The sequence below is a fragment of the Candidatus Pantoea deserta genome (assembly GCF_003813865.1).
GTDB lineage: Bacteria > Pseudomonadota > Gammaproteobacteria > Enterobacterales > Enterobacteriaceae > Pantoea > Pantoea deserta.
In genome coordinates this window covers 180,603-202,539 of sequence record NZ_RMVG01000005.1, presented here as the reverse complement: position 1 = coordinate 202,539, position 21,937 = coordinate 180,603, and the positions used below count along the sequence as shown (strand labels likewise).

Below are 21,937 nucleotides of genomic sequence, written 5' to 3'. Positions count from 1 at the left end.
TTGATCAGGCGCCGTCGGTAATCGGCTTGCGCACCAGCACCAGATAGGCCAGCGCGCCCACCACCGCGATACCGGCACAAATCATCAGCGCAAGGCTGAAAGATTGGGTGGTATCCAGCACCCAGCCCGTGATAACCGGCGCGAAAGAGGCGAACACGAAGCTGGCGAAGTTTTGAATACTGCCGACCGAGGCGGTCATGCGCGCCGTTACGTTGGCGTGAATCAGCCCCCAGCAAGAGGTTCCGGCGAAGTGGATGCAGAACAGCGCCATGCCGATCAGCGTCACGGCGCTGGTGGTATCGGTGGCGCGCGTCACGAAGGCGGTAAAGGCCGCCGACAGCAGCATGCCGGAGATAATGCAGACTTTACGGGTTTTTACCGCGTCAAAGCCGCGACGCACCAGCGCATCCACCGTGTAGCCGTTAAGCAGCATTCCCGCCGCGCCAAACAGGAACGGAATCGCAGCGAGCAGGCCGGTGCTCTTCAGGTCCAGATGGTAGGTGGACTGCAAATAACCCGGCAGCCAGGCGATATAGAGCCATGCGGTATAGTTGATGCCGCTAAAGCCAATCATCATGCCCCACATGGTGCGCTGCTTAAACAGGCCGCGCCATTCAGCAAAGCTCAGCGGCTCTTTACGCGACGCGACGCTGCCCGCCTGCAAATAGTGGATCTCTTCCGCGCTGAGTTTGCTGTTATCGCGGTCGCGGTAAATCATGTACCAGCCAATCGCCAGAAACATGCCGAGCACGCCGATAACCACGAACATACCGCGCCAGCCGAACGCCAGCATCATGGCGGCGAGCACCGGCGGGGCCACCGACAGACCTATCATCGAGGCGGCGTTAAAAAAGCCCATCGGCATACCGCGATCTTTAATATTGAACCAGTCGTTGATCACCTTTACGCCGCACGGGTTCATGGGCGCTTCGCCGATGCCAAGTCCAATACGCACCAGAATAAACTGGGTAAAGTTATGCACCAGCCCGGCAGCCGCCTGAAACAGCGACCAGAAAAACATGCCGATGCCCAGCATAATGCGCGGGCCTTTACGGTCCAGCAGCGCGCCGCAGGGCAGCTGCGCCAGACCATACGCCAGCGAGAAGGCGGAGAGCAGCATACCGATTTCCGTGGCGTTCAGACCCAGCTCTTCGCGGATGGTCATGTTGGCGACTGAAAGCGAGCTGCGATCCAGGTAGTTAATGATGGCGGCGAACAGCAGCAGCAGCATAGCGGTGATCTGAATCTTGCGAATGCGCGGCGAGCGCACCACATCGCTGCGTGCCGGCACATACTCCTGCTCTGGCGCTACATCGGCGGTCGACGAGCGACGGCCGCTGACCGATGAATTTTCCATGGCATTCTCCCGTAACTGGGTACTTATCGTTATGTGATGGTAGGGCGCATGGCGCGCCAGCAGGCTGCCATGACGTTGCAGTCGAGACTAGAAGCAATGCCGTTGTGATGTTGCGAAGTTGTTTCTGATTCGTGCGGGAGCTAATGCTTTGCGGTTTTTAATCGGTTTTTAATTGTATTGCTGGATCGAGCGCGACATCGACGAGCGTGAGGTGGCGAGATGGGTATGCAGCGCCAGCAGCGCGTCCACGTCCTGACGGCCAATCAGGGCGGAAAGCAGCGCCATATGCTCTTCCAGCGCCACAATATTGCGCTGCTTGAGATCGCGCTCATCCCACTGATAATGTGAATGAAATATCACCGAGATAATCTCCAGCGAATGGTTGAAAAAGGGGTTGTCGGCGGCAGACAGGATCAGCGAATGCAGCTCTTTATCCAGCGCGGCGAACTGGCGATAGTCGCTGGCAATGGTATCGCGCAGGCTGCGGTGGCGATCGAGCAGATCACGCGCCTGAATCCAGCGCTCATCCTGCGGCGGCAGATTAAGAAAGCGCGTCAGGGCGTGCGTCTCCAGCATTTCGCGCAGTTCAAACAGCTTATCGGCGTAGTCGAGGGTAAATTTCTTCATGCGCCAGCGGCCGCGTGTTACCGGCTCCAGCAGATCGTAGCGCATAAAGCGCAGCAGAAACTCGCGCACCACCACCGGACTGACCTTTACCCGCTGCGCCAGCTGGAGTTCGCTGAAGGCGTCGCCAGGCGCGAGCTGGCGCTGGTTAATCATTTCGAAAAACGCCGCTTCAAACTGGCTGGCCTGCTGCTCAATCGGCGACGCCAGCTCGCTGAAGCCATCCTCCTCCATCGGCTGTCGCACGATAACCCAGGTGCCGGCGACTTTTTCCAGCACGCCCCGCTGATGCAGATAGTGCAGCGTATGGCGCACCGTGGTGCGGCTGATATTAAACATCTCCGCCAGTGCGGCCTGGGCGGGCAGCGGCGAGCGGATATGACGCTGGGCGATGCCTTCCAGCATCTGATTAATCACGTTCTGGCGCAGATTCAGGTTTCGACTCACAGCATCCTCCGGTTTTTTATCCATTAAAAACCATTCAAATCCCAAAAAAATCGCCGTGCCTCACAGATCCCACCGGCAAAAAAGCCCGCCCGCGATCAATTCGCGATAACTGCGTCAGGACAACAGGAGAATTACTATGACGACAATGCAAACCCTGGTCATCGCTGAACCGAAAAAAATGGTCTGGACCACGCGCGAACAGCCTGCGCCTGCGGCGGGCGAGGCGCTGATTAAACTTATCGCCGCCGGTATTTGCGGCACAGATATTCACGCCTGGGCGGGCAATCAGCCCTTCTTTAGCTATCCTCGCGTGCTGGGCCATGAGCTGTGCGGCGAGGTGGTGGCGCTGGGAGCGGGGGCGCAGGGCATTGAGCCGGGCCAGCGCGTGGCGCTGATTCCCTATCTCTCCTGCCTGCGCTGCGACGCCTGCCAGAGCGGCAAAACCAACTGCTGTGAAAATATCTCTGTAATTGGCGTGCATCAGGACGGGGGCTTTTGCGACTTCCTCGCTGTGCCGGTCAGTAATCTGCTGCGGGTTGATGACGTGGCGCCTGAAGCGGCCGCGCTAATCGAACCCTTCGCCATCAGCGCGCATGCGGTACGGCGGGCGCAGGTCACGGCTAACGAGCATGTGCTGGTGGTCGGGGCTGGTCCGATTGGCCTTGGCGTGGCGGCGATTGCGGCGGCGGAAGGGGCTAACGTGGTAGTCGCGGACACCAGTGAATTTCGTCGCGCGCATGTCGCGCAAGAGCTGGGGCTGGCGGCGCTCGATCCAGCGCGTGACGATTTTTATGACGCGCTGCGCGCGCAGTTTAACGGTCGGCTGGCGCTCAAAGTCATAGACGCGACCGGCAGTCCGGCGGCGATGAATAATGCGGTCAATCTGATGCGTCACGGCGGCACCGTGGTGTATGTCGGCCTGCACAAAGGCGATCTGACCATCCCGGACAGCGAATTCCATAAAAAAGAGACCACGTTACTGGGCAGCCGCAATGCCACGCGAGAAGATTTTGACCGCGTGCGCGATCTGATGGCGAGCGGCAAGCTGCGCGCCGAAATGATGCTTAACGCGCATTTTGCCTTCTCCACGCTGGCGGAAGACTTTGAGCCGCAGGTGATCAACAACCGCGAACTGATTAAGGGCGTGATCCACTTTGATCGCTAAGCGTGCGAAAGAAATGATCGCGCACCTGCGCGGCATCGACGCCCAGCGCGACGCGCTGATCGGGCAGATCGCGGAAAGGATCGTCCCGTGACGCCAGCGCGCTAATCTTACGCACCGTTTGCCCGCGCGCTATGCCTTCGGTAATCACGCGCAGCGGGCCTTGCATAAGCTGAAACGCCTGCGGCTGACAGAGCCAGGCAATGGCCAGCGTGTCGTGCAGCGCCATGCCGTCAAAGCCCTCTTTTTGCAGGCTGTAGGCCAGATAAGGACGCACAATCGCGCTCAGTACGGGCTGATTCAGCTGCTGTATTTCTTTGCTGCCGATCAGGACCTTATGCGTCACGTCGAGCGGCACCACGACCACCCTGAGCGCTGAACTGAGCACCTGATCGGCGGCGTGGGGATCTTTCCAGATATTAAATTCAGCGAAAGGCGTCACGTTGCCGCTGTGGCCGTCGGTGCCGAACGCGCCGCCCATTATCACCAGCTCTTTCACCAGCGGAATGATATCGGGCGCCTGATTGATGGCGCTGGCGATATTGGTCAGCGGACCAATCGCCACCAGCGTAATCTCATGCGGCTGCGCCCGTATGCTGTCGATAATGAATGACACCGCGCCGGGCGCGCGATCGCTGTAGGGATTCGTAAACGCGTCGCCTAAGCCATCTTCGCCGTGCAGCTTCGCGGGGGCGCTGGGCGCGAGGGCCAGCGGACGCGAGCAGCCGCGATAAACCGGCGCATCAATCTTCATCTTTTCACAAAACAGACGGGCATTTTTTACCGCCTGCCCGACGGCCACATTGCCGAATACCGTGGTAATCCCCAGCAGACGCTGCGTGCGGGCCGCATAGGCCAGCGCAAAGGCGTCGTCTACGCCAATATCGGTATCGAAAATCAGAGTGCGCATAAAGTCTCCTCAGGGTATGGCAGCCAGACAGCGGCAGTTGACTGTAAGCAGGATAGACACAGATTGCCCTGACCGTCTGCGGGTGGTGTAGCAGCGGGTCGTCCGCAGCCGGATTTTTGCCCTCTGCGGCGGCCCGCCGTCGGTTGTCAGCCGCTGTGCAACATCGTATTATCAGCGTTATCAAGGTGATGGTGTTCCACCTTTCCCAACCGCCTGCTGGCGATCCCAGCGGCTGATGACGCCTGACATAAACCTTAATCCTCTCGCAGGTGCGACGGGTGTGTCAGGCTGCTTTCTCCTCGCCGCAACCCTGCATAATTGCTGTCTACAGGAGCCTATGATGTTGAAATCACTGTTCGCCGTGATGCTGGGCGGGGCCGCAGGCTGTACGCTGCGCTGGCTAATCTCGCTGCGCTTTAACGCGCTCTTTCCCAGTCTGCCGCCGGGCACGTTACTGGTTAATCTGGCTGGCGGATTTATCATCGGCGCGGCGCTGGCGTGGTTTATCAAATATCCTCAGCTCGATCCGGCCTGGAAGCTGCTGATCGTCACCGGCCTGTGCGGCGGTCTGACGACATTCTCAACTTTCTCAGCAGAAATTCTCATGTTGCTACAATCAGGTAAGTATTTGTGGGCGATGGCAAGCGTGCTGGCGCATGTGACCGGCTCGCTGCTGATGACCTTTGCCGGTTTTGCGCTGGTTAATTTGCTGGGTTAACGCGCACAGCTGGCCAGGGCGACTGGCAACCGATTATTCCGGACGATTAAGGAGAACGTTCATGACTCAACCTGCATTCCTTAACCTGGTGCTGTTAAGCGGTGAAACCGAGGAGAAGCTTCAGGCTGCGCGCGAGGCCGGATTCGATCAGGTCGAAATCTGGCGTGAAGATGTCGAAGCCTGCCACGGCGGCCCGGCGCGCCTGGCGCAGCTGGGAACCGGCTTTACTAACCTGCAAGTGTTGCGCGATTTTACCGGCGCGCCTGGCGATCTGCGTCTGCAAAAGCGCGAAGAGCTGCGGCAGTTTATTCAGATGGCGCAGGCGCTGGGCTGCGATACTATCCAGGCGCCGGCGACAACGCGTGAAGACTGCATTACCGATCAGATCGACGACGATCTGCGCTGGCTGGCGTCGGAAGCCGCGCGTTTTAATATGCGCATCATGTATGAGCCGATGGCGTGGTGCAGCGTCGATAATACGCTGCCAAAGGCGTGGGAGCGCTTGCAAAGGCTGGACCAGCCGAATATCGGGCTGGTTGTCGACCTGTTTCATATCAGCGCGCTGGGCGGCGATGCCTCGCAGCTTGAGGGGATTCCGGCCGATCGTATTTACGAAGTGCAGCTGTGCGATATGGCCGTGCAGCCTTCGCCGCAGGACAAGCAGGCCATTATGGATCTGGCTAAACATCAGCGCCTGCTGCCCGGCGCAGGCATCATAGACGTTGCCAGCTTCGTGGATAAATTAAAAAGCGCAGGCTACCGGGGACCCGTGGGCATTGAAGTTTTCAATGATGAGTTAAAGCGTCTGCCGCCGCGCGAGGTTGCGCCGCTGGCCTGGGCGGCGCTGCGGCGCTTCTGGCCCTAATCCTGAAGACACTGGGCAATAAAGGCGGCGGCGCGCATCGCGCCCTGTGCGGAAATGGTATGGGGCGTTTTAGGTTCAAGCTGAAGCTCAAGAGAGAGGCCGGCGGCTCTCAGCCGCTGCGCGGCGGATTCGCTTTCGCGCCACGGGATCACCTCGTCAGCGTGACCGTGGATTAGCAGAGCGGGCGTATGGCGCGTCGGCGTGAGCGGTTCGTCAACAGCCAGCCGCCCGGAAAAGGCCACTACGCCTGCCAGCGGATAGCGTCCTGACGCCAGCGCGTCGAGCGCCATGATCGATCCCTGCGAAAAACCGACCAGCACCACTTTTTCCCATTCGCCATGCAGGCCCTGCTGCGTCATGACTCTCTCTACTGTGGCGTCAAAAGCGGCGCGTGCAGCGCGCACGCGCGCCGGGCGGTTTTCCGCCGTAACCCCATCCAGACTGAACCACTGGTAACCCGCGCTACCGGCAAAGGGTTCAGGCGCATCGGGCGCGGCAAAGATAACATCGGGCAACAGCGGCGCCCAGTGATGGCCCAGCGCCGCGAGGTCGGCGCCGTTGCTGCCGACGCCATGCAGAAAAATAACCAGTGCTTTCGCCATTTGAGGCTCCGTAAATAGTCTGTCTGCTGCTGATCGAATCGGTGGCCGTGTGTGAAGAGAGGCTGCGGGATAATATGCCGAGATACCCCCATTTATGCACGCTGAAAATGCGGCTGCCGTGATTGAGCCGCAGCGGCGACAGACGATACGGCCGCAACCCTATTACCGTCGCGTCAAATGAAGCGGAAGAGCCGAAAAGAGGATGAGATAAAGCAGCATTAATAACTATGCAGGCTGGCGTAACACCAGCCTGAATTAATCAGAACGATATAGTAAAGCCTTATATGATAATAAATATCAGGCCTGTTCTGGTCTGAGATAATTAGCTTTTCTTGCCGGTAATCTGAGAGATGGCGTCAATACCAAAGCCAACGATGCCAATAATACCACTACCAATCTGAGAGACGGCATTAAGGAAATTAAGCTCAAGCAGACTACCAATACCTTTGCCCAGGTTCGTCGCCGCAGTGGTTGCATCCGTTTTTAAGCCACCCAGCGAGGTGCCGGCATCAACAATACTACCAATAGCGCCAGCAATGGCGCCGCCCAGGTCGGTAAAAAGGCCTGCGCCGGAAACCTGTGCAATTTCAGTAGCGTTCAGTTCTCTACTCATAATATATTCCTTTTTTTGTTCATCCATAATGAATGGTTATTTAATTTTCTAAATAACCAGGGGGATTTTTACCATGATAAAATATGAAAATCTATATTTTATTGCCTGCTAAAAAAGAAGGCGAGTATCAATATTGTTAATGTTTTAAGTGTTGTGGTTAATATGGTGATTCCATTGTTAAAGTGTATTTCAATTCAAAGGGTTTTCTGGCGCGGTTATTGCGCCATTTATTCTGTTCTTTCTAAAACGTGACGTCGTCTGTGGCGTAAAGCGTAAATATGCCCTTGTTATAATGAAAAATTTTCAGGCTGGATTACCTGTTTCTTCGCCGTGATATTGATGGGGAACTAATAACGTTATTAGCGCAGGACGGGCGCCTCGATGGCAAACAATGAGGCGGTTGCCGCCTCTGATAATATGTGAAGCAGGCGGATCAGGCGTTCATAAGGGGATGCAGTCATATTCATGATATCTCAGTTAAATTTTGCGCAGAGCATATACAGCAAAAAACCGACAAACCTGGCTTTTGCTCAAAAATAGCCGCGGGGGAGTTATTTCAGACGACAAGAGAAAAAAGCTAACGAAAGCTCCCCTCGTGGTAAAGGTGAAAAAATGCCGCGCTGGATACAAGGCTGGCAGGTCGAAGGGTAATTAATTCCATCGGCGCTTTTACTGGTCGGCAGGTGATGCTCTTTTTATATTCGCCTCAAAAAAGCGAAAATTATCGCAACCGCCGTTATCGCAGTTAACAGAGAGCATAACGACTTTTATTGCGCCGTGACGCTTTACATCAACCTGTGGCGCCTGCTGTCCGCCCCGTTTTCCTTTTCACATTCGATGCCATCGCCCTTTCGCCTCTGGACAAAACCTGCTTGACTACCTTTTCATCCGATCGCTTCCGGAGCTATGCATGTCACTGTTTCACCTTACCTCTCTGGCGGACGTTGATGCCGCCGAATGGGACGCGCTATTGCCTGACCAACAGCCTTTCTTACGCCACGCCTTTTTGCTGGCGCTGGAAGAGAGCGGCAGCGTGCGCAGCGAAAGCGGCTGGCAGCCCGATCATCTGCTGTGGCGGGAGAGAGGCAGGCTGCGGGCGGCGATACCGGGCTACCGCAAACGCAACTCCTGGGGCGAATACGTTTTCGATCACGCCTGGGCGGATGCCTGTCGCCGCGCCGGGATCGGTTATTACCCGAAATGGCTGGGCGCGGTCCCCTTTAGTCCGGTCACCGGCGCGCGCGTGCTGGGCGAGGCGGAATCCGCCGCTCAGCTGTTGTCCGCGCTGCCGGAGACGCTGCATCAGCACGGGCTGAGCAGCGCGCATATCAATTTCACCGACGCACGCGGCGATGCGCTGCTACAGCGGCAGCCAGACTGGCTGCTGCGGCTCGGCTGTCAGTATCACTGGCACAACCGCGGGTATCGCGACTTCCAGGACTTTCTCGACACCCTGATGTCGCGCAAACGCAAGCAGCTGCGTAAAGAGCGTGAGACGGTGGCGCAGAGCGGCTTTGAGTTTAGCTGGCTGCGCGGCGATGAGCTGCGCGAAGATCAGTGGGACTTTGTCTATACCTGCTACGCCAATACCTACGCGGTGCGCGGCCAGCGTCCCTACCTGACGCGCGACTTTTTTAGCCTGCTGGCGGCGCGCATGCCGCACAGTATTCGCGTGGCGATAGCGCATCTGCAAGGGCAGCCTGCGGCGATGGCCTTCTGTCTGACGGATGGCGAGACGCTGTATGGGCGCTACTGGGGGTGTCTGGCGGAGTTTGATCGCCTGCACTTTGAGACCTGTTTTTACCAGGGTATGGAGTACGCTATCGCGGCGGGTCTGAAACGTTTTGATGCGGGCGCGCAAGGGGAGCACAAGCTGGTGCGCGGCTTTGAGCCGCAGCTCACCACCTCATGGCATTACCTGACGCACCCAGGCCTGCGCGATGCGGTGGCGGATTTTCTTCAGGAAGAGCGGGAAGGCATGCGCGCCTGGGCTATCGAGGCGCGCGACGCCTTGCCGTATCGACGCGGCGATCAGTGATCGCCGACAAAGCCGCTGGTCTGGTGCCGCCACAGACGCGCATACAGGCCATTATGCGCCAGCAGTTCGCTGTGGTTGCCCATCTCGACGATATGACCTTTATCCAGCACGATCAGGCGATCCATTTTGGCAATCGTCGACAGACGGTGGGCGATGGCGATCACCGTTTTGCCCTTCATCAGCGTCTCCAGGCTCTCCTGAATCGCCGCTTCCACTTCGGAGTCGAGCGCCGAGGTGGCCTCATCCATAATCAGAATCGGCGCGTCTTTCAGCAGCACGCGCGCGATGGCGATGCGCTGACGCTGCCCGCCGGAAAGCTTCACGCCGCGCTCGCCAACGTGCGCATCCAGTCCGGTGCGCCCTTCGGCGTCGGAGAGGCGCGGTAAAAATTCACTGGCGCGGGCGCGGTGAATGGCCGATTGCAGCTCTTCTTCGGTCGCATCGGGGCGACCATAAAGCAGGTTCTCGCGAATCGAACGGTGCAACAGCGAGGTGTCCTGGGTAATCATGCCGATCTGGCCGCGCAGGCTCTCCTGCGTCACTTCGGCAATATTCTGACCGTCGATGGTGATACGGCCGCCGTTCAGGTCATAGAGACGCAGCAGCAAATTCACCAGCGTCGATTTACCCGCGCCGGACGGGCCGATCAGCGCGATTTTCTCGCCGGGCTTGATGGTGAGGTTGAGACGATTAATGACCTGATGGCCGCCGCCGTAGTCAAACCGAATATCCTCATAGCGAATCAGGCCGCGCGTGACCTGCAAGGTTTTAGCCTGCGGCGCATCCTGCACGCTCAGCGGCTGGGCGATGGTGTTAATGCCGTCCTGCACCGTGCCGATATTCTCGAAAATACCGTTGACCACCCACATGATCCAGCCGGACATATTCACCAGGCGCACCACCAGCCCGGTGGCCAGCGCGATAGCGCCGACGCTGATCAGCGACTGGCTCCAGAGCCACAGCGCCAGACCGGAAGTTGAAACGATCAGCAGGCCGTTCAGCGAAGAGAGGGTCACGTCCATGCTGGTCACCATGCGGCTCAGACGATAGTTCTTGTCGGTCTGCTCCTGAAGCGCTTCGCGCGCGTGGCGCTTTTCCAGATCGTGATGGGCAAACAGCTTAATGGTGGCGATATTGGTATAGCCATCGACGATGGTGCCCATCAGCTTTGAGCGCGCCTGCGACGCCACCACCGAGCGCGCCTTGACGCGCGGCACAAAGAAACGCAGCGAAGCAACATAGGCGACGATCCAGATCACCAGCGGAATCATCAGCCGCCAGTCGGCTTCGGCGAACAGCACCAGCGACGTGACGGCGTAGATCAGCACATGCCAGATCGCATCCACCAGCTGCACCGCCGAATCACGCAGCGCATTGCCGGTCTGCGTAATGCGCTGGGCAATACGTCCGGCGAAGTCATTGTGGAAGAAGTTCAGGCTCTGGCGCAGCACATAGTTGTGCTGCTGCCACTGGATCATGCTGGTCATGCCGGGATTAATGCTCTGATGCACCAGCATATCGTGCAGCGCAATAAACACCGGCCGCAGGATCAGCGCGACAAATCCCATCCACAGCAAAATGGGCCAGTGCTCCGCAAACAGCGTGGCAGGCGTGGCGCCATTAACCAGATCGATAATGCGGCTGAGGTAGCTGAACAGCGCCACTTCAATCAGCGCCGATCCCAGTCCGACCACCAGCAGCGCCGCGAAGCTCGGCCATACCTGCCGCAGGTAGTAAAAATAGAAGGCGCCGAGGCGTCTGGGCGGCGAATCAGATGGAGCATCCTGGAAAATATTGATAAAACGTTCGAAACGGCGATACAACATAACGACTCTCTTTACGCCTGGGGAGAGTAAAAGCTTAGTGCAACTTAAAAGGGATTACCGATATGGAATTAACCATTCGCGGTCGTGAACCCAGCGATGCCGCTGGGTATCAGCGTCTTTACAGCCACCCTGAGGTCTATCGCTGGACCACGCAGCTGCCGTTCCCCAGCGTGGCGACATGGCAGAAAAAGTTCGAACGCATGGACAATGAAGGCTATATCGGGTTTGTCGCGGAGCTGGATGGCAACATGGTCGGCGAGCTAACGCTGTTTGTGGAAAACCGGCCGCGCACCCGACACGGTATTAGCTTTGGTATCGGCGTCGATCCCGCCTTCAAGGGAAGAGGCATTGGCGAGCGCCTGATTCGCGCCGGCATGGATTACGCCTTTAACTGGCTGGGCGTGACGCGTATCGAGCTGGAGGTGTTTCACGATAATGAGCGGGCGCGACGGCTCTATCAGCGCCTCGGCTTCGAACAGGAAGGCGTACGGCGCAAAGCCTGTCTGCGCGACGGTGCGTATCACGACATTATTCTGATGGCGATGCTGCGCGACCAGTAAGATTACTTTTTCAAAACACAACGCGCTGGCCGCTGCGCTCTATAGCGCAGCGCAGCGGGATTTCCTCGATCCGGCGCACATTCTCGCTGCGCCGCGCCACGTTTTTACTGCTTATGTGCAGCGCCGCAAGCGGCATTGTGAAGCCTGCCAAAATCAACGCGCAAACGCGCGCAGGATTTCACCACCCGCCCAATGACCAATCCTTTGTCTGCTACCTATATTTCCTCCACAGAGAAATCAACGCGGTATTCCTGATAACAATTCCAGGGGCAGGACGCCTCCCTTTTTGAGGAATCTACCTGATGATAAAAACGCCATCTGCTGCGCGTCCAACCCGCGTGCGTATCTGGATCCTGTTTCTGATCCTGTTTCTTTCCGTCGTGGCCTACGCTGACCGTTCGATCCTGTCGATCTCAGGATCGGCAATTAAAGATGAGTTTGGCCTGTCGGCGATCCAGCTGGGTCTGATCCTGTCGGCCTTTAGCTGGGCCTATGTGATCGGCCAGATCCCCGGCGGCCTGCTGCTTGACCGCTTTGGCGCAAAGAAAGTCTACGGCGTTACGCTGGCGCTCTGGTCGCTCTCCACCATCGCGATGGGATTTGTCGGCGAGCTGGCCAGCGGCATGACCACCGTGCTGGTGCTGATGTTTACGCTGCGCTTTGCGCTGGGGCTGATAGAAGCGCCAGCCTTTCCTGCGAATGCGCGGGTGGTGATTATGTGGTTTCCCGGCGCGGAGCGGGGTCGCGCCTCTGCGCTGTTTAGCACGGCGCAATACTTCGCCGTGGCAATTTTTTCGCCGCTTTCCGGCTGGCTGGTGTCGCGCTTCGGCTGGGAGTGGCCCTTCTTTGTGCTGGGCGGCATCGGCGTGCTGGCGGTATTTGTCTGGGCGGCCTGTATGCGTGAACCCCGCCACCATCCCGGCGTGTCCGCCAGCGAACTGAACTATATCGTTGAGGGCGGCGCGCTGGTGGACATCGATGCCAGCCATACACTGAAGGCGCGGCCCGCGCTGAACAAAAAAATGTTCAAAACCCTGCTCTCCAGCCGCATGCTCTGGTGCGCCTATATCGGCCAGTACTGCACCATCGCGCTCAGCTACTTCTTTATCACCTGGTTTCCTGTCTATCTGGTGCAGGCGCGCGGCATGAATATTATGGATGCCGGTTTCGCCACCATCGCGCCCGCGCTGTTCGGCTTTCTGGGCGGGATCAGCGGCGGCTACCTCTCCGATATGCTGATCAAGCGCGGCTGGAGCCTGTCATGGGCGCGCAAAACGCCCTATATCGTCGGGATGTTAATGGCGGCGTCGCTGGTTATGGCGGCGGTGATCCCAGATAACGTCGGCATTATCGCCGTTATGTCCTTCGCCTTTTTCGGCAAGGGCGTGGCGGCGGGCGCCGGTACCTGGACGGTGATTAGCGACACCGCGCCGAAAGAGGCGGTCGGTCTGGCTGGCGGCATCTTTAACGGCATCAGCAATATCGCCGGCTTCGTAACGCCGCTGCTGTTTGGCGTCATTGTCGGGCTGACCGGCAGCTACAGTATCGGGCTGGTGTTTGTCGGCCTGCACTGCGTCGTCGCTGCGCTGCTGTTCCTGTTTGTGATGGGACCGATTACCCGCATTGGCGAAGCGCCGACGCCGGAAGCGGCGCGCGAGGCGCAAGAAGAGGCGCACAGCATTTAAGCGAGATAAGCTTCCTGCCTGGTCGGCGCCAGCTGCGCCGACCACTTCAATCCCCTCTGAAGAAAATTTGCTCACTTGCCGATAGTTCTCTACCAGGAGGATCTAAAGGAGAGGCATTGTGATCAAGCAAATCACCGTAGACGAGCTGCGGCCAGGGATGTTTATCCACAGGCTGGAGGTCTGGTGGATCAAAGATAAACACATCCGTAATCAGATGCTGGTCACCGATCCGCGCCAGATCGCCCTGTTGCGGAAAGAGGGGATCCAGCAGTTATGGATCGATCTCAACCGATCGGTGCAGATGCCCCCCGCGCCGCAGTCCGTTAAAAAAGCGGTCGCGCGCACGCCTTTTTTTCAGGAGCTTGACCAGGCGCAGCAGATTTTCCAGCAGGGTAAGCCGCAGGTGATGGCGATGTTTAACGAGGCGCGCCTCGGCCACCGCCTGAACCTGGCGGGCATGCTGGATCTGGTCGATGAAATCGCTGGCTCTATCCGGCGCGAACCGACCGCGTTGCTGAGCGTCGCACGCCTGAAAAGTCATGACGATTACACCTGGCTGCACTCCATGGCCGTCTGTGGGCTGATGATGACCCTGGCGCAGAAGCTTGGGCTGGATGATAAACAGGTGCTGCGCGTCGGCATGGGCGGCCTGCTGCATGACGTCGGCAAAGCGGCGGTGCCGCTGGAAATCCTCAATAAACCCGGCAAGCTCAGCGACGACGAGTTTGAGGTAATGCGTCAGCATCCGATTACGGGCGCGCAGATGCTGATGGAGGCGGAGGCGGACGCCGATCTGGTGGATATTGCGCTGCATCATCATGAAAAATATGACGGCGGCGGCTATCCGCATCGGCTGAAAGGCGAGGAGATATCTCTCTATTCGCGTATGGCGGCGGTGTGCGACGTCTACGACGCGCTGACCTCGACGCGCGTCTACCGCAAGGGCTGGACGCCTGCGGAGGCGATGCACAATATGCTGAGCTGGCGCGGCCACTTCGACAATCAGGTACTGCACGCCTTTGTTAACGCCATCGGCATCTATCCGGTGGGATCGCTGGTGCGGCTGGCATCGGGGCGCGTGGCGCTGGTGGTGAAAGCAGGCGAACGCTCGCTGCTCAGGCCGGTGGTGCATGCCTTCTGGTCGCTGCACGCGCAGCGCGAAGTTAAACCAGAGCGCGTCGATCTCGGCGACAGCTTCTGCACCGACAGCATCATCGGCGCGGAAGAGAGCCAGCTATGGTTAAACGCCGATCTTAACCGCATCTGGGCGCTGGAGAGCGCTTAAAAATCGACGCTGGCGCGCAGCACGATTTCGCGCGGCTCGCCCACCGCGACGCGCAGGTTATTACCGCTTGACGGGTACCAGGTGGTGTCGAACAGGTTATTCACGTTGACCTGCCACTTTACGCGATAGCCGTTCAGCGGCGTCTGCCAGGCGACAAAGGCGTCCGCCACCGTATAATCATCCAGCCAGAAGCTATTGGCCGCATCGCCCGCGCGCCGACCGACGTAGCGCGCGCCTACGCCAGCACGCAGATCGTCCGCGGCCAGCAGCCCGGTCGAGCCGAAATCATTCGTCAGGAACAGCGCGGCGGTATGGCGCGCGGTATTCGGCATGGCGTTGCCGTTGTTCTCTGGATCGGCGGTGACGCGCGCATCGGTCCAGGCGTAGCTGCCCACCAGACTCAGGGAGTCGGTCAGCTTGCCGGCCAGATCCAGCTCGACGCCCTGTGAACGCACCTTGCCGGCGGTGCGCGTGACGGTCTCGCCGTTTACCAGTTCATCCACCATGACGTTACGCTTTTGAATATCAAACAGCGCCAGCGTGCCGGTAATGCCGTTCGGCAGATCGATTTTGCCGCCTACTTCCCAGGCTTTGCCCAGCTCCGGCGGCAGCGCGCCGATTTCGGTGGCGACAGAGGAGTTAGGCTTAAAGGATTCGGTGTAGCTGGCGTAGAGGCTCGACCAGCTGTTGAGGTTGTAAACCACGCCCGCGCGCGGCACCAGACGGCTGTCAGAACTGCGGGTGCGGGTGACAAACGGACGGCCTTTGCCCGCCATCACATCGAAGCTGTCGTAGCGCAGGCCGCCCAGCAGCAGCCACTGCGGCGACAGGCGTATCGCATCCTGCAAAAACAGACCACGGCTGGTGATATTTTCGCGCTGGTCGCTGTCGGTGGCGCTCACCGTCGAGGTCGATGACATCTCGCCGTAAACCGGATGCCAGATGTTGAAGTCGCTGTTTTTATTGCCGCGCAGCATATCGCCGCGGAAAGTGCGGTCGGCTTCGTAGTCGAATCCGGCCAGCAGCTGATGGTTGACGAGGCCCCAGTCAAGGTCGCCGTTCAGCGTCAGCTGCACCATCTGCGAGCGACTCTGCGCGTCGCCGGTGGCATCCGCCTGACGCGTCAGCACGCCGGTGTCGGCGTTAAAGGCGGTGGCGCGCGCCTGATGGTCGTTATAGGTGTTGCGCGTAAAGCTGTAGTTAAGGTGCGTCGTCCAGCGATCGTTCAGCACCCGATCGGCGGCGAAGGTTAAGGTGTCCTGATCGCCGCGCGTGGCGTTAAAGCTCTCATCAAAGCGCTCTTCTCGCGGCGTGTTGACCGGCTTGCCGGTCTTCGGATTGATAACGGTGCCGCGATCGAAGGGCACCAGATACTCCATATGTTCCCAGGCGACGCGCACCGTGGTGGCCTCGCCGAACCACATCAGCGACGGCGCAATCACCGTCTGGCGCGTGCGGCCGAAGTTGCGCCAGTAGTCGGTTTCATCGTGGTCCACAATCAATCGACCGGCGAAGCCGCTGGTGCCGAGCGGGCCGGTAACGTCGAGCTGCCCGCCGCCGCCGCCAAAGCTGCTGTTGCGGCCTTCCAGATGAACCTGCGGTGTTAGCAGCGGCTTTTTGCTGATGACGTTGACCAGGCCGCCCGGCTCGTTCATGCCGTAAAGCATGGAAGAGGGACCCTTCAGCACTTCGACGCGCTCGCTGGTCGGCGTGAAATTGCGCGCCTGAATCGAGCGTACGCCGTCGCGCAGAATAGATCCGTCGCGGTTATCGCCGAAGCCGCGCTTGATCAGCGCATCCTGGGTGCCGCCCAGCGTATTCGCCTGGGTAATGCCGCTGACAAATTTCACTGCCTCATCAAGGTTTTGCGCATCGCTGTCCTGCAACACCTGTGACGGCACCACGGTAACGTTTTGCGGCGTGTCGATAATTTTTGCCGGCGCGCGCGTGGCGGTGACGCTGCTGTGTGGCTGATAGCCGCTCTCCTGCGCCTCTGCGTCCTGCGTCACCAGCAGGGTGGATTCCTGCGCGTGCAGGCTGCCGGAGAGCAGCGCGCCGCCCAGCCAAAAAGAGAGAAGGTTTTTCATTGCGGTAGCTGACTCCAGAAGGTCCCTGATAAATTCAGCGGCAAAAAGCGCTGATAAAGTTGTTCAAGCGTGTGCTGCGGATCGAGTCCGGCGAACAGCTGCGGGTAGAGCGCCCTGGCGAACGCTTCCACCGCCACGACGTGCCACGGGCTGAGGTAAAAGTTGTGCCACAGGCCGTAAGCGCGATGGTGTTTTACCGCCTCCAGCTGACTGAGCACCGGCTGCGCGGCGAGCAGACGTTGCAGGCTGGCGGCAGCCTGAGCGGGGCTGACCTGTGGACCAAGCTGTAGCGTTTTGTCGTTGTCGCTGTCCGCCATGCCGGTGGCGAAATAGACCTGCGGCGACTGCGCCAGCACCTGTTCGGGATTAATCTCGCCAAACACGCCTTTAATGCCTCCCGCCGCAATGTTATCGCCGCCCGCAAAGGCCAGCAGCTGGCCGAGATTGCCGTTCACTGCCGTGGTGCAGCAGGTCTCGCGCCGCCCCAGATGCAGATGCAGCATCACGCGGGTTTTTTTGCCCTGATACGTCGCCAGCCGGTCGCGCACCGCATTCATATGCTGCTGATAGAAATCGATAAAGGCCTGGGCGCGCTGCGGCTGATTAAACACCTCGCCAAAGATTTTCAGGCTCGGCACCGTGTTGCGCAGCAGATCGACGCGCAGGTCGACATAGATCACCGGAATATTGACCTGCTGCATCAGCTGGCGGAAATGCGCCTCTTCCGCGCCGCTTTTTGCCAGGCGCGGCAGGATAATCAGATCGGGTTTGAGCCGGAGCACCTGTTCAGGATTGAGATCGCGCAGCGCGCCGGAGCCGAGCTGCGGCACCGCCTTTATCGCCGGAAAGGCCGTGGTGAACTGCCGCCAGCTCTGCGCGTCATACTTCGCCATATCCGCAGGCCAGCCGGCAATCTGCGCAGCCGGATTGCCGGGCACGATCAGCGCCAGGGTGTAAAGCATCCGGCTCTCGCCCAGAATGACGCGCCGGGGATGGTCAGGAATAGTGACGGTCTGGCCGGTAATATCGACGATCGATTTTGCCAGCGTCGCGCTGCTGCACAGCAGTAACAACAGAGGGAGAAAGAAACGCATCGCAACTATTTCTTAGAGAAATAAAAATGATAATGAATATCAATCGCTTTTACAACATGGCGGGAGAGTCAACAAAGCGATATCGGGTTTCGTAATTAAAAAAGGCGTCGATGCCGGTTCATCCGCCTGTTTTATCGCCATTTTTACAACTTTTTTACGCGCTACCCCGGCAATTTAACCGCTTCTTTATACCGATGCGCGCAGGCTAAGGCTAAACCCTGATCCCTCTGGAGGTCGCTGTGAGCGTGGGCGTAATAGCCGGCATCGTGCTGGTGTTTTTGTTACTGGGCTATCTGGTGTATGCCCTGATAAATGCGGAGGCGTTTTAATGGCCGCCAATGCGTTTTTACTGATTGCCGTTTTTTTACTGGTGCTGATGGTGCTGGCGCAGCCGCTGGGACGCGGGCTGGCGGCGCTGATCGCCGATAAGCCGCTGCTGGCCCGCTTTGAGCGGCCGCTGTGGCGTCTGCTGGGCGCAGAGGCGCAGGCGATGCGCTGGCCGCAGTACCTGCTGGCGATACTGCTGTTTAATCTGCTCGGCTTTTTGCTGCTGATGGCGATGCTGCTGTTGCAGGACCGGCTGCCGCTTAATCCGCAGCAGCTGCCTGCGCTGAGCTGGCATCTGGCGCTTAATACGGCGGTGAGTTTCGTTACCAACACCAACTGGCAGTCCTACGGCGGCGAAGGCACGCTGAGCTATTTCAGCCAGATGGTAGGGCTGACGGTGCAGAACTTCGTCTCGGCGGCGACCGGCATCGCCGTCGCTTTTGCGCTGATCCGCGGCTTCGCCAGCCGTTCCGCCGAGGCGCTCGGCAACGCCTGGCGCGACCTGACGCGCATTACGCTCTATGTGCTGCTGCCGATCAGCCTGCTGATGGCGCTGCTGTTTGTCAGCCAGGGCAGCATTCAGAACTTCCTGCCTTACCACGACGTCACCACGCTGGAAGGGGCGAAGCAGACGCTGGCGATGGGCCCGGTCGCCTCTCAGGAGGCGATCAAAATGCTGGGCACCAACGGCGGCGGCTTCTTTAACGCCAACTCGGCCCATCCTTTTGAAAACCCCAACGCGCTGACCAACTTCGTGCAGATGCTGGCGATCTTCCTGATCCCGGCAGCGCTCTGCTTCGCCTTTGGCTATGCGGTGCGCGATCGTCGTCAGGGGCATATGCTGCTCTGGGCGATGTCGCTGATGTTTGTGGTTGCCGTCGTCGCCGTGATGTGGGCGGAAACGCGCGGCAACCCTCATCTGCTGGCGCTGGGCGCGGACAGCGCGCTGAATCTGGAAGGCAAAGAGACGCGCTTCGGCATCCTTAACTCCAGCCTGTTCGCGGTCATCACCACCGCCGCCTCCTGCGGCGCGGTCAATGCGATGCACGACTCCTTCACCGCGCTGGGCGGCATGGTGCCGATGTGGCTGATGCAGCTGGGCGAGGTGGTGTTCGGCGGCGTGGGCGCGGGTCTGTACGGCATGCTGCTGTTCGTGGTGCTGGCGGTGTTTATCGCCGGCCTGATGATTGGACGCACGCCGGAATATCTTGGCAAGAAGATCGACGTGCGCGAGATGAAAATGACCGCGCTGGCCATTCTGGTAACGCCGACGCTGGTATTGCTGGGTACCGCGCTGGCGATGATGACCGACGCAGGACGCGCAGGCATGGCGAATCCCGGCATTCATGGCTTTAGCGAAGTGCTCTATGCGGTTTCGTCCGCCGCCAACAACAACGGCAGCGCCTTTGCGGGCCTCAGCGCCAATACGCCTTTCTGGAACCTGCTGCTGGCGTTCTGCATGCTGGTGGGTCGCTTTGGCATCATCATTCCGGTGATGGCGCTGGCGGGCAGCATGGCAGTGAAAAAGGCGCAGCCAGCGGGCAGCGGCACGCTGCCGACGCACGGTCCGCTGTTTATCGCGCTGCTGATCGGTACGGTGCTGCTGGTGGGCGCGCTGACCTTTATTCCTGCTCTGGCGCTGGGTCCGGTTGCCGAGCATCTGCAACTTCTTCAGGGTACGCACTCATGAGTCGTCAACAACAGGCGCTGAACGGCGCACTGATGCGCGTCGCGCTGCTCGACGCGCTGAAAAAAGTGGATCCGCGCGTGCAGTTTCGTAATCCGGTCATGTTCGTGGTGTGGCTGGGCAGCCTGCTGACTACGCTGCTGGCGCTGGGCATGGCGAGCGGCTGGCTGGAGGGCAGCGCCCGCTTTACCGGTGCGATCGCGCTCTGGCTATGGTTTACCGTGCTGTTCGCCAACTTCGCCGAGGCGCTGGCGGAAGGGCGCAGCAAGGCGCAGGCCAGCAGCCTGAAAGGGGTAAAGAAAACCAGCTTCGCGAAAAAGCTGGCGGAACCGCATTACGGCGCGTCATGGCAGCAGGTCTCCGCCGACAGCCTGCGTAAAGGCGACGTGGTGCTGGCGGAAGCCGGGGATATTATCGCCTGCGACGGCGAAGTGCTGGAAGGGGGCGCATCGGTCGATGAGAGCGCCATTACCGGCGAGTCTGCGCCGGTCATCCGCGAATCGGGCGGCGACTTTGCCTCCGTCACCGGGGGAACGCGCATTCTCTCCGACTGGCTGGTGATCCAGTGCAGCGTCAATCCGGGCGAAACCTTTCTTGACCGTATGATCGCTATGGTAGAGGGCGCGAAACGTCGCAAAACGCCTAATGAGATCGCGCTGACGATTCTGCTTATCTCGCTGACCCTGGTCTTTCTGCTGGCGACCGTGACGCTGTGGCCCTTCTCGGCCTGGGGCGGCGCGCCGGTCAGCGTGACGGTGCTGGTGGCCTTGCTGGTATGCCTGATCCCCACCACTATCGGCGGTCTGCTGTCGGCGATTGGCGTCGCGGGCATGAGCCGTATGCTGGGCGCCAACGTGATCGCTACCAGCGGGCGCGCGGTAGAAGCCGCAGGCGACGTCGACGTGCTGATGCTGGATAAAACCGGCACCATCACGCTCGGCAACCGCCAGGCGACGCAGTTTTTGCCCGCGCCGGGGGTGAGCGAGGAGCAGCTGGCCGATGCGGCGCAGCTTGCCTCGCTGGCCGACGAAACGCCGGAAGGCCGCAGTATCGTGGTGCTGGCGAAGCAGAAATTCAACCTGCGCGAGCGCGACCTTCATAGTCTGGGCGCGAGCTTTATTCCCTTCTCGGCGCAGACGCGCATGAGCGGCGTCAACGTACAGAATCGCCTGATTCGCAAAGGCGCGGTCGATGCGGTAAAGCGCCATATCGAAGCTAACAGCGGCCGCTTTCCGGCCGAGGTCAACGCGCTGGTAGAGGAGGTGGCGCGCGCGGGCGGCACGCCGCTGGTGGTGGCGGAGGGCGCGAAGGTGCTTGGCGTGGTGGCGCTGAAGGACATTGTTAAAGGCGGCATCAAGGAGCGCTTCGCCGAGCTGCGCAAAATGGGCATCAAAACCGTGATGATCACCGGCGACAACCCGCTGACCGCGGCCGCCATCGCCGCCGAAGCGGGCGTGGATGATTTTCTGTCAGAAGCCACGCCGGAAGCCAAGCTGGCGCTGATCCGCCAGTATCAGGCGGAAGGGCGGTTAGTGGCGATGACCGGCGACGGCACCAACGACGCGCCCGCGCTGGCGCAGGCCGACGTGGCGGTGGCGATGAACTCCGGCACCCAGGCGGCGAAAGAGGCGGGCAACATGGTGGATCTCGACTCCAACCCCACCAAGCTGCTGGAAGTGGTGCACATCGGCAAGCAGATGCTGATGACGCGCGGCTCGCTGACCACGTTCAGTATCGCCAATGACGTCGCCAAATATTTCGCCATTATTCCGGCCGCCTTTGCGGCCACCTATCCGCAGCTCAACATGCTGAACGTGATGCAGCTGCATTCACCGGCATCGGCCATTTTATCCGCAGTGATTTTTAACGCGCTGGTGATTGTGTTTCTGATCCCGCTGGCGCTGAAAGGCGTGAGCTACCGGCCGCTGAGCGCTGCGGCGCTACTGCGCCGCAACCTGCTTATCTACGGCGTGGGCGGGCTGCTGGTGCCCTTTATCGGCATAAAAGCCATTGACCTGCTGCTGGTGCTGCTGGGTCTGGCGTAAGGAGA

General features: G+C 59.5%; 18 protein-coding genes and 1 riboswitch. Of the genes, 10 read left to right on the top strand and 8 right to left on the bottom strand.

Annotated features, from left to right (window positions below; genetic code table 11):
- Positions 1-4: 4 nt before the first annotated feature.
- Together BBB56_RS09685 and BBB56_RS09680 are read right to left on the bottom strand one after the other, a co-directional pair.
- Complete coding sequence (locus tag BBB56_RS09685) at positions 5-1,357, bottom strand: MFS transporter (RefSeq protein WP_123800746.1); 1,353 nt, start codon at positions 1,355-1,357, stop codon at positions 5-7.
- A gap of 168 nt (positions 1,358-1,525) precedes the next feature.
- Positions 1,526-2,428 carry a GntR family transcriptional regulator gene (locus tag BBB56_RS09680; RefSeq protein WP_123800745.1) on the bottom strand — a complete coding sequence of 301 codons (903 nt, stop codon included), beginning with the start codon at positions 2,426-2,428 and terminating at the stop codon, positions 1,526-1,528.
- Positions 2,429-2,564: 136 nt separating this feature from the next.
- On the opposite strand from BBB56_RS09680, the gene BBB56_RS09675 reads away from it, so the two are divergent.
- On the top strand, positions 2,565-3,593 hold the full coding sequence (locus BBB56_RS09675; RefSeq protein ID WP_123800744.1) for a zinc-binding alcohol dehydrogenase family protein: 1,029 nt from the start codon (positions 2,565-2,567) through the stop codon (positions 3,591-3,593).
- Here the strand turns inward: BBB56_RS09675 and BBB56_RS09670 are convergent.
- The gene (locus BBB56_RS09670; RefSeq protein WP_123800743.1) at positions 3,565-4,500 is read right to left on the bottom strand and encodes a nucleoside hydrolase; all 936 of its coding nucleotides are present in this window, start codon (positions 4,498-4,500) and stop codon (positions 3,565-3,567) included. The genes BBB56_RS09675 and BBB56_RS09670 overlap by 29 nt on opposite strands.
- A gap of 175 nt (positions 4,501-4,675) precedes the next feature.
- Positions 4,676-4,752, top strand: a riboswitch (Fluoride riboswitch).
- Positions 4,753-4,840: 88 nt separating this feature from the next.
- Here BBB56_RS09670 and crcB point away from each other — a divergent pair.
- Together crcB and BBB56_RS09660 are read left to right on the top strand one after the other, a co-directional pair.
- Positions 4,841-5,218, top strand: coding sequence for a fluoride efflux transporter CrcB (gene crcB / locus BBB56_RS09665; RefSeq protein ID WP_123800780.1), 378 nt, complete (start codon positions 4,841-4,843; stop codon positions 5,216-5,218).
- 61 nt (positions 5,219-5,279) lie between these two features.
- Positions 5,280-6,083 carry a sugar phosphate isomerase/epimerase family protein gene (locus tag BBB56_RS09660; protein WP_123800742.1) on the top strand — a complete coding sequence of 268 codons (804 nt, stop codon included), beginning with the start codon at positions 5,280-5,282 and terminating at the stop codon, positions 6,081-6,083.
- On the opposite strand, the gene BBB56_RS09655 is transcribed toward BBB56_RS09660, so the two are convergent.
- Together BBB56_RS09655 and BBB56_RS09650 are read right to left on the bottom strand one after the other, a co-directional pair.
- Entirely contained in the window at positions 6,080-6,685 is a 606-nt protein-coding gene (locus BBB56_RS09655) for an alpha/beta hydrolase (RefSeq protein ID WP_123800741.1), read from the bottom strand. The genes BBB56_RS09660 and BBB56_RS09655 overlap by 4 nt on opposite strands.
- Positions 6,686-7,007: 322 nt before the next feature.
- Positions 7,008-7,298, bottom strand: a complete 291-nt coding sequence (locus BBB56_RS09650) for a hypothetical protein (RefSeq protein ID WP_123800740.1) — start codon at positions 7,296-7,298, stop codon at positions 7,008-7,010.
- Positions 7,299-8,208: 910 nt separating this feature from the next.
- On the opposite strand from BBB56_RS09650, the gene BBB56_RS09645 reads away from it, so the two are divergent.
- The gene (locus tag BBB56_RS09645; protein WP_123800739.1) at positions 8,209-9,336 is read left to right on the top strand and encodes a GNAT family N-acetyltransferase; all 1,128 of its coding nucleotides are present in this window, start codon (positions 8,209-8,211) and stop codon (positions 9,334-9,336) included.
- On the opposite strand, the gene BBB56_RS09640 is transcribed toward BBB56_RS09645, so the two are convergent.
- Positions 9,330-11,162 carry an ABC transporter ATP-binding protein gene (locus BBB56_RS09640; protein WP_123800738.1) on the bottom strand — a complete coding sequence of 611 codons (1,833 nt, stop codon included), beginning with the start codon at positions 11,160-11,162 and terminating at the stop codon, positions 9,330-9,332. The genes BBB56_RS09645 and BBB56_RS09640 overlap by 7 nt on opposite strands.
- Positions 11,163-11,224: 62 nt before the next feature.
- Here BBB56_RS09640 and BBB56_RS09635 point away from each other — a divergent pair, with 62 nt between their 5' ends.
- The 3 genes from BBB56_RS09635 (at position 11,225) to BBB56_RS09625 (ending at position 14,692) form a co-directional block, all read left to right on the top strand.
- On the top strand, positions 11,225-11,722 hold the full coding sequence (locus tag BBB56_RS09635) for a GNAT family N-acetyltransferase (RefSeq protein ID WP_123800737.1): 498 nt from the start codon (positions 11,225-11,227) through the stop codon (positions 11,720-11,722).
- A gap of 302 nt (positions 11,723-12,024) precedes the next feature.
- The gene (locus tag BBB56_RS09630) at positions 12,025-13,407 is read left to right on the top strand and encodes an MFS transporter (RefSeq protein WP_123800736.1); all 1,383 of its coding nucleotides are present in this window, start codon (positions 12,025-12,027) and stop codon (positions 13,405-13,407) included.
- Between the two features lie 118 nt (positions 13,408-13,525).
- Complete coding sequence (locus BBB56_RS09625) at positions 13,526-14,692, top strand: HD-GYP domain-containing protein (RefSeq protein ID WP_123800735.1); 1,167 nt, start codon at positions 13,526-13,528, stop codon at positions 14,690-14,692.
- On the opposite strand, the gene BBB56_RS09620 is transcribed toward BBB56_RS09625, so the two are convergent.
- Together BBB56_RS09620 and BBB56_RS09615 are read right to left on the bottom strand one after the other, a co-directional pair.
- Entirely contained in the window at positions 14,689-16,779 is a 2,091-nt protein-coding gene (locus BBB56_RS09620; RefSeq protein ID WP_123800734.1) for a TonB-dependent siderophore receptor, read from the bottom strand. The two genes, BBB56_RS09625 and BBB56_RS09620, sit on opposite strands and share 4 nt — an antisense overlap.
- Entirely contained in the window at positions 16,776-17,873 is a 1,098-nt protein-coding gene (locus BBB56_RS09615; RefSeq protein ID WP_123800733.1) for an ABC transporter substrate-binding protein, read from the bottom strand. Before BBB56_RS09615 ends, BBB56_RS09620 begins: the two co-directional genes overlap by 4 nt.
- Positions 17,874-18,112: 239 nt before the next feature.
- Here BBB56_RS09615 and kdpF point away from each other — a divergent pair, with 239 nt between their 5' ends.
- The 3 genes from kdpF to kdpB are packed head-to-tail and all read left to right on the top strand — an operon-like array spanning position 18,113 to position 21,932.
- Complete coding sequence (gene kdpF / locus BBB56_RS09610; protein ID WP_123800732.1) at positions 18,113-18,202, top strand: K(+)-transporting ATPase subunit F; 90 nt, start codon at positions 18,113-18,115, stop codon at positions 18,200-18,202.
- The gene (kdpA, locus tag BBB56_RS09605) at positions 18,202-19,890 is read left to right on the top strand and encodes a potassium-transporting ATPase subunit KdpA (RefSeq protein WP_123800731.1); all 1,689 of its coding nucleotides are present in this window, start codon (positions 18,202-18,204) and stop codon (positions 19,888-19,890) included. Before kdpF ends, kdpA begins: the two co-directional genes overlap by 1 nt.
- Positions 19,887-21,932 (top strand): potassium-transporting ATPase subunit KdpB, encoded by a 2,046-nt coding sequence (gene kdpB / locus BBB56_RS09600; protein ID WP_123800730.1) that lies wholly within the window; start codon positions 19,887-19,889, stop codon positions 21,930-21,932. Before kdpA ends, kdpB begins: the two co-directional genes overlap by 4 nt.
- Positions 21,933-21,937: the final 5 nt, after the last annotated feature.